A 6,482-nucleotide genomic window follows, 5' to 3' on the forward strand; every position below is an offset into this window, starting at 1 on the left:
GGCGGGCGGCGGGGGAGCGGGCGCGGCGGGGCCGGGCACGGTGTCGCCGGGCCCGACGTCGCCCGGCAGCATCCCGCCGGGAGCGGTGCCGGCGGGCCTGCCCGCGGGTCCGGTGGCCGCCGCGGCCGGGTCGTGCCCGGCCGGATCCGCACGGCCCTCGGAGCCCGCGGGCCCCGGGGCGTTCGGTGGTTCAAGGCCGGGCATCACCCCGGGTCCCGGATGTGTCATGTGCGCCCCCTGCGCGAGGGCGGAGCCGTGCGGCGTCCGCCCGGTGGTCCTGTCGGTACTGCGGTCCTCGCCGCCCGCCGCGTCCACGGCGGGATCACCGGCCCCGTCGCCGGCCGTGCCGCCCCCGTCCCCGGGACGCCGGTCCCCGGAACGCCGCCCCGCGGGCCGGCGGCCGGGGGACCCGTCGGCGCGGTCCGCGGACCGCCCGCCGGATCGCGCCGGTTCGTCAGGTCCCGGCATGTGCCACCTCCCCCAGTGTGACGAACCTGTCCTCCGCGAGCTCGGTGATCGCCGCGTCGACGATGTTCTCCAGCGTGCCGCCCCCGGCGCGGATCGCGCGCTGGCGCTCGTACGGGGCCCCGTGTTCCAGGACCTCCCCCGCCACCTTGAGCTCCTCCGCGCACCCGAGCCGGTCGGCGACGGGCTCCAGCTCCCTGATCAGCTCGTACAGGTCGTCACGGAGCGGCGCGGTGTTCCCAGTGTCGTCGGTGATGACGATCGCGTCGAGCCCGTAGCGGGTGGCGCGCCACTTGTTGTCGCGCACCACCCAGGCCGCCGGCCGCGGCAGCGTGTAGCCGCGGTCGAGCTGCTGGTCGAACAGCGTGACCAGGCTCTGGCACAGCGCGGCGGCCATGCCGACCTCGCGCATGGTGGGGATGCCGTCGAACATCCTGATCTCGACCGTGCCGAAATCGGGATGCGGGCGGATGTCCCACCACACCTCCTTGATGCTCCGGATGGTGCCGGCGCGCATCAGGGTGTCCATGTAGTCCTCGAAGGCGGCCCAGTCGTCCAGCGAGTGCGGCGGCCCGGCCGTGGGGAGCTGCCCGAAGACGACGGCGCGGCACGAGGCGAGCCCGGTGTCGCCGCCGCTCCAGAACGGGCTGGAGGCGGTCAGGGCCAGGAAGTGCGGCAGGTAGGCCGACAGCGCGTTCACGATCGGGATCGCCTTGGCGCCGTCCGACACCCCCACGTGGACGTGGACGCCGAACGTCTGGATGCGCCGGGCCAGCCACTGCATCTGCTCGACGAGCTGGGCGTAGCGGGCCGTCGGCGCCATCACCGCGTCCCGCCAGTCGCTGATCGGGTGGGTGCCGGTGCAGGCCAGCGTCAGGCCCCGCTCGGCGGCGGCCGCGCGCAGCACCGCGAGGGTTCCCGCGAGGTCGTGCTTGGCCTGGCCCACGGTGTGGCAGATGCCGGTCACGACCTCGACCGTGGACTCCATCATCTCGTGCCGGACCGGCGGGTTCTCGGCGCCCTCGCTGAGCGCGGGGACGGCGGCGAGCACCTCCCGCGCGTCCTGCCTCAGGTGCCTGGTCTCGGCGTCGACCAGCTGGAGCTCCCACTCGACGCCGAGGGTCGCCCCGCTCGATGCCTTGAAGTCAATGGCCACGGCCAACCTCCGTCCACAATCCTTGCAGGTCGTTGCGTGGCACGTGGCGCAATTCAGCCAGCGGGTCCCTAAGCCTGGACAAACGCCGGTCCAGGACGCCTGTCCCGTCCATGATGGCGTCCGCGCGCACCGCCCCGCCGGATCTCCGTGCCCTTTGCGGTTCATTTGACTCGTACGGGCCGCCACCGGACACGCCGGGACCCCACTTTTCGATCATCGGTCAGGTCCGTGCGACCACTCGATCGAACTAGTCAACCTGTCCTAAATTACCTGGCATGACAGGCCGTCACCGATTCTAGCCGTCCCGTACGTACGGTGAGTTCCGATACGTCCCGAGGATCGCCGTCTCCCGGTTCGGGTACCTCTTCTCCGGATACGTCGCCTAGTCTTCGGGGGAGTCATGGGCTTTGAGGGCAGCTTCGCGGCTGCGGAACACAGGGGCGGCGGCAGCTTGCGACCAGAACGACGTGAGGCGCGGGCCGGATCCCGCGCCATGGCCGCGCTGACCGTACCGCTCACCGTACTCGCCGCGCCGATCACCGCACTCGCGCCGGCCGCGCCGGCCGCGGCCGCCACGGCCGCCCGGCAGCGGAGCGCGCCGCCCGCCGACCCGGTCGGCGGCCCGCAGCTGGCCGGCAAGGGCCTGGTCGTCAACGCCGCGGCGGGCCTGCCCGCCCTACCCAAGATCAACGCGGCCTCGTGGGTGGTCGCCGACGGCGACAACGGCGACGTGCTGGCCGCCAAGGACCCGCACGGCCGGTACCTGCCCGCCAGCACGCTCAAGACCCTCACCGCCCTCGCCCTGGTCCCGCGCCTGGAGGCGGACCGGCTGGTGCGCCCCTCGCAGAAGGCGTGCGACGTCGAGGGCACCAAGGTCGGCCTCACGCCGACGATGCAGTACAAGGTCTCCGACCTGTTCCACGCGCTGATGATGATGTCGGCCAACGACGCGGCGGTGACGCTCTCCGAGGCCGACGGCGGGATGCGCAAGACCCTCGCCGACATGAACGCCGAGGCGAAGCGGATCAACGCCCGCGACACCCTCGCCGGGTCGCCCAACGGCCTCGACAAGGACCTCGGCCTGGACGTGCACAGCCAGCACACCTCGTCCTACGACCTGGCGCTGATCCTGCGCGAGGGCCTGCGCAACGCCGACTACCGCAGATACGTGCAGGCGATCGACTTCCAGTTCCCGGCGCCGCCCTCCAAGAAGGAGCGCAAGAAGGGCAAGAAGGTCGGTGGGTACCCGATCCACACCCACAACAAGCTGCTGCCGGGCGAACACTACGCCTACGCCGGCATGCTCGGCGGCAAGAACGGCTACACCGTCGCCGCAGGGCAGACCTACGTCGCCGCCGCCAGGCGCGGCGGCCACACGGTCATCATCGCGCTGATGAAGGCCGACATCCCGCCGTCCCCGTACGCGGTGAAGCTGCTGGACTGGGGTTTCGCCGCCCGGGGCAAGGTCAGGCCGGCGGGCGTGCTGGTCCCGCCCGGGGACGCGCCCGAGAGCCGCAAGAACGGGTCGGGGCTGCTGCCCGACGCCCCGCTGGCCTCCGACGACTCGACCCGGCGGTGGCTGCTGGTCGGCGGCGGAGGGGTCGGCGCGGTGCTCGCGATCGTCGTGCTGTTCCTCGTCCTGCGGCGGCGTCACCGGCACGGCCCGCCGCTGCCGGCCCGCGCGGGCGGCGCGGCGCCCCGGTCCTTCGGCGCTCCGGACGCGGCGCCCGGCCCCGACGAGCCCGGTTCGTAGACCCAGGCTCGTCGGGCCCGGCTCACAGCGCTGTTCATTGGGCTCGCGGGAACGCAGCGGGCGGCAAGGGATCCGATAGCCGGACGTTAGGCGGCGGTCCGCGGAAGGGCCGCCGCCGTCAGGTCAGCCGGACGCCGCCGGAGGGCCACCTCCGGCGGTCCGGGCCGGAGTCCGGCCCGTCCTCGCCGCAGTCGTCGGGGTCCCGCGCCGTCCCGGCGTCCTCGGCCGCCTCCTCCATGGCCTCCGTCGCCTCGATCGCCGCCGGGTCCCCGGCCTGGGCGTCGGCGCTCAGCACGACCCGCCGGGTGGCCGTCCAGGCGGCCACGAAGAGCACGAACCGGGACACGATGTTGATCCACACCATCAGCCCGACCAGGACGGCGAACGAGGCGTAGACGGGGTTGGCCGTCGTCCGGCCGATGAGCAGCGTCGCGATCAGCTTGAGCAGTTCGAGGCCGACGGCGCCGAGCAGGGCGCCCCGCGCGATCCGCCGCCACGGCGCGCGGGTGCCCGACAGCCGGGTGAACAGCACCAGGAAGATCACCGCGTCGAAGGCCGTCGCGCAGCTCAGCGTGAGCAGCCGCAGCCCGGTGCCGGCGCCGGGGACGTCCTGGAGCCCGAGCCAGCCGAGGACGGTGTGGGTGGCGGACGTCGTGACCGTCGAGATCGCCATGCCGCAGATCAGGACGACGCCGAGGAACACGAGGACGGCCAGGTCCGCCACTCGTTTGAGGAAGAAGTTCCCGCCGCCGCCCGGCTCGTTCCCCCAGATGTCGCGCAGCGACTCGCGCAGGACCTGGACCCAGCCGAGCCCGGTGAACAGCAGGGCCGCCAGCCCGAACAGCCCGACGGCGGTCTTCGACCGGGCGATCTCCTCGACCTGGATCTGGTCCGACAGGCCGGGCAGGAGCGAGTTGACCGCGTCGACGAAGTAGTCGCGGGCCTGCGCGCTCACCCCCACGAGGTAGCCGAGCAGCGAGTACGCCAGCGCCAGCAGCGGGAAGAACGACAGGAAGCCGTAGCAGGTCAGCGCGGCCGCCAGCCGGTCACCGCGGCGCTGCTGGTAGCGGTCGAACGCGCGGCCGGCATGGTCGAACCATCGCCAGCGCGCCCGCGCCGAGCGCAACAGGCCGTTTCCCTTGTCGAGCAGGGCCTCGCCCCACTGTTGCGCGCTCGTGATCGCCTGCCGCATGTACGGCACAGTACCCAGCGGAGCGGACTCGATGCAGCGCAGGGTAATCGGTCCTTGAACATTGCGTTGCCGACCCTCGCCCCGGCGGGTCAGGAGCCGGCGGGGCAGTCCTGCTCGGTGTGCGGGCCCGCGCCGCCGGTACCGAACGCGAAGTCCTGACGGGGACGCCAGACCTCGTCGGCCCCGTGCTCGTAGAGGGAGAAGCCCCACACCTCGAACTCGGCCCGGTAGTCGGCGAGGTCCTTGAAGGCACGGTCCAGAACGGTGTCCGGGAGATCATGGGCGACGGTCACGTGCGGGTGGAACGGGAACGGCAGTGTACGCGCGAGCGGCCCGGACAATACCTTCGCCTGAACCCGCTCACATCCGCCTATTCCCTCGGCTAGTGCCACGAAGACAACCGAAGAGACAGGACGGAACGTTCCGCTACCACTGAGACGGATCCTGAACCCTTGCTCCGTCCGCGCGACTTCCCGCAGGTGCTCCTCGACGGCGCCCAGGAGCGCCGCGTCCACCTCGGTGGGCGGCAGCAGGGTGATGTGCGTGGGGATGGCGGTGGCCAGTGGGTCGCCGTAGGACGCGCGCATGCGCTGGAGCAGCGCGCCGTACGGGTCGGGAATCGGGATGGCGACCCCGATCATGCGGACGCCGCCCGGAGCCGCCCGGTCAGTGACCACGTCCGACGAATCCCACCCGGTCGCGCACGGTCTCCATCGTCCGCACCGCGACCCGCGAGGCGCGCTCGGCGCCCCGCGCGAGGAGCCGGTCCAGCTCCGCCTCGTCGCCGAGGAGTTCCAGGGTCCGCTCCCGGATCGGCGTGAAGGTGTCGAGGACGAGCTGCGCGAGGTCCTTCTTGAACTGGCCGTACCCGGCGCCCGCGTACCGGGTCTCCAGGTCGCCGATCGCGGTGCCCTCCAGCGCCGAGTAGATCCGCAGCAGGTTCGTGACGCCGGCCTTCTTCTCCTCGTCGTACACGACCTCGGTGCCGGTGTCGGTGACCGCGCGCATGATCTTCTTGCGCATCGGGCCGGGCTCCTCCAGCACGTCCACGATGCCCTGCGGCGAGGACGCCGACTTGCTCATCTTCGCCGTCGGCTCCTGGAGGTCGGTGATCTTCGCGGCGCCCGCGGGGATGTACGCCTCGGGCTCCACGAACGTGGTGCCGAACCGGTGGTTGAACCGCCCGGCCAGCGTGCGGGTCAGCTCCAGGTGCTGGCGCTGGTCCTCGCCGACCGGCACCCGCAGCGCCTGCTCGTCCGGGCCGGGCTCCGGCGTGTAGAGCAGGATGTCGGCGGCCTGAAGGATCGGGTAAGTGAACAGGCCGACGCTGGTGCCCGCCGACCCCTGCTTGGACGACTTGTCCTTGAACTGGGTCATCCGCCCCGCCTCGCCGAACCCGGTGAGGCAGCCCAGCACCCAGGCCAGCTCCGCGTGCTCGGGGACGTGGCTCTGCGCGAACACCGTGGCGCGCTCGGGATCGACCCCCATCGCGAACAGCTGCGCGATGGCCACCTTCGTGCGGCGCCGCAGCACCGCGGGGTCGTGCTCGACCGTGATGGCGTGCAGGTCGACGACGCAGTAGAACGCCTCGTGGCTGTCCTGCAAGGACACCCACTGCCGCAACGCGCCCAGGTAGTTGCCGAGGTGGAAGGAGTCGGCGGTGGGCTGGATACCGGAGAACACCCGGGGGGCGGGTGCGGCGGTGCCGCCGATGGGGCTGGACGCTTCGGGCATGTGCACGGACCGATTCTCTCAGGTGCCCCTGGAGACGCCGTCGGCGGACGGGGTCCCGCCGGGAGTGGACTCGCCCACCCGGCCCGGGGCTCCGCCGCCGACCGCGCCGCCACGGGCAGGGGTGTCCGGGCCGGTCCCGTCCGGGGCCGGCGCCGCTGGCCGCAGGACCGCCCGCGGGGACG

General features: G+C 72.6%; 5 protein-coding genes and 1 pseudogene. 1 reads left to right on the plus strand and 5 read right to left on the minus strand.

What is annotated here, in order from left to right; all coding sequences use genetic code 11:
* Together E1291_RS37575 and E1291_RS37580 are read right to left on the minus strand one after the other, a co-directional pair.
* Positions 1 to 468 (minus strand): annotated as a pseudogene (locus E1291_RS37575) (hypothetical protein); the annotation flags it as partial.
* On the minus strand, positions 455 to 1,621 hold the full coding sequence (locus E1291_RS37580) for a glutamate--cysteine ligase (RefSeq protein WP_131742809.1): 1,167 nt from the start codon (positions 1,619 to 1,621) through the stop codon (positions 455 to 457). The gene E1291_RS37580 and the pseudogene E1291_RS37575, both read right to left, overlap by 14 nt.
* Before the next feature lie 493 nt (positions 1,622 to 2,114).
* Between E1291_RS37580 and E1291_RS37585 the strand changes: the two genes are divergently transcribed.
* Positions 2,115 to 3,374 carry a D-alanyl-D-alanine carboxypeptidase family protein gene (locus E1291_RS37585; protein ID WP_131742810.1) on the plus strand — a complete coding sequence of 420 codons (1,260 nt, stop codon included), beginning with the start codon at positions 2,115 to 2,117 and terminating at the stop codon, positions 3,372 to 3,374.
* A 118-nt stretch (positions 3,375 to 3,492) separates the two neighbouring features.
* Here the strand turns inward: E1291_RS37585 and E1291_RS37590 are convergent, their stop codons facing one another.
* The 3 genes from E1291_RS37590 to trpS form a co-directional block, all read right to left on the minus strand.
* The gene (locus tag E1291_RS37590; RefSeq protein WP_131742811.1) at positions 3,493 to 4,566 is read right to left on the minus strand and encodes a YihY/virulence factor BrkB family protein; all 1,074 of its coding nucleotides are present in this window, start codon (positions 4,564 to 4,566) and stop codon (positions 3,493 to 3,495) included.
* Between the two features lie 89 nt (positions 4,567 to 4,655).
* Positions 4,656 to 5,243 carry a 2'-5' RNA ligase family protein gene (locus E1291_RS37595; RefSeq protein WP_242614625.1) on the minus strand — a complete coding sequence of 196 codons (588 nt, stop codon included), beginning with the start codon at positions 5,241 to 5,243 and terminating at the stop codon, positions 4,656 to 4,658.
* Positions 5,233 to 6,300, minus strand: coding sequence for a tryptophan--tRNA ligase (trpS, locus tag E1291_RS37600; RefSeq protein ID WP_131742812.1), 1,068 nt, complete (start codon positions 6,298 to 6,300; stop codon positions 5,233 to 5,235). The genes E1291_RS37595 and trpS overlap by 11 nt, the downstream gene beginning before the upstream one ends.
* Positions 6,301 to 6,482 lie beyond the last annotated feature (182 nt).

It is taken from the genome of Actinomadura roseirufa (genome assembly GCF_900659635.1).
Taxonomy (GTDB): Bacteria; Actinomycetota; Actinomycetes; order Streptosporangiales; family Streptosporangiaceae; genus Spirillospora; species Spirillospora roseirufa.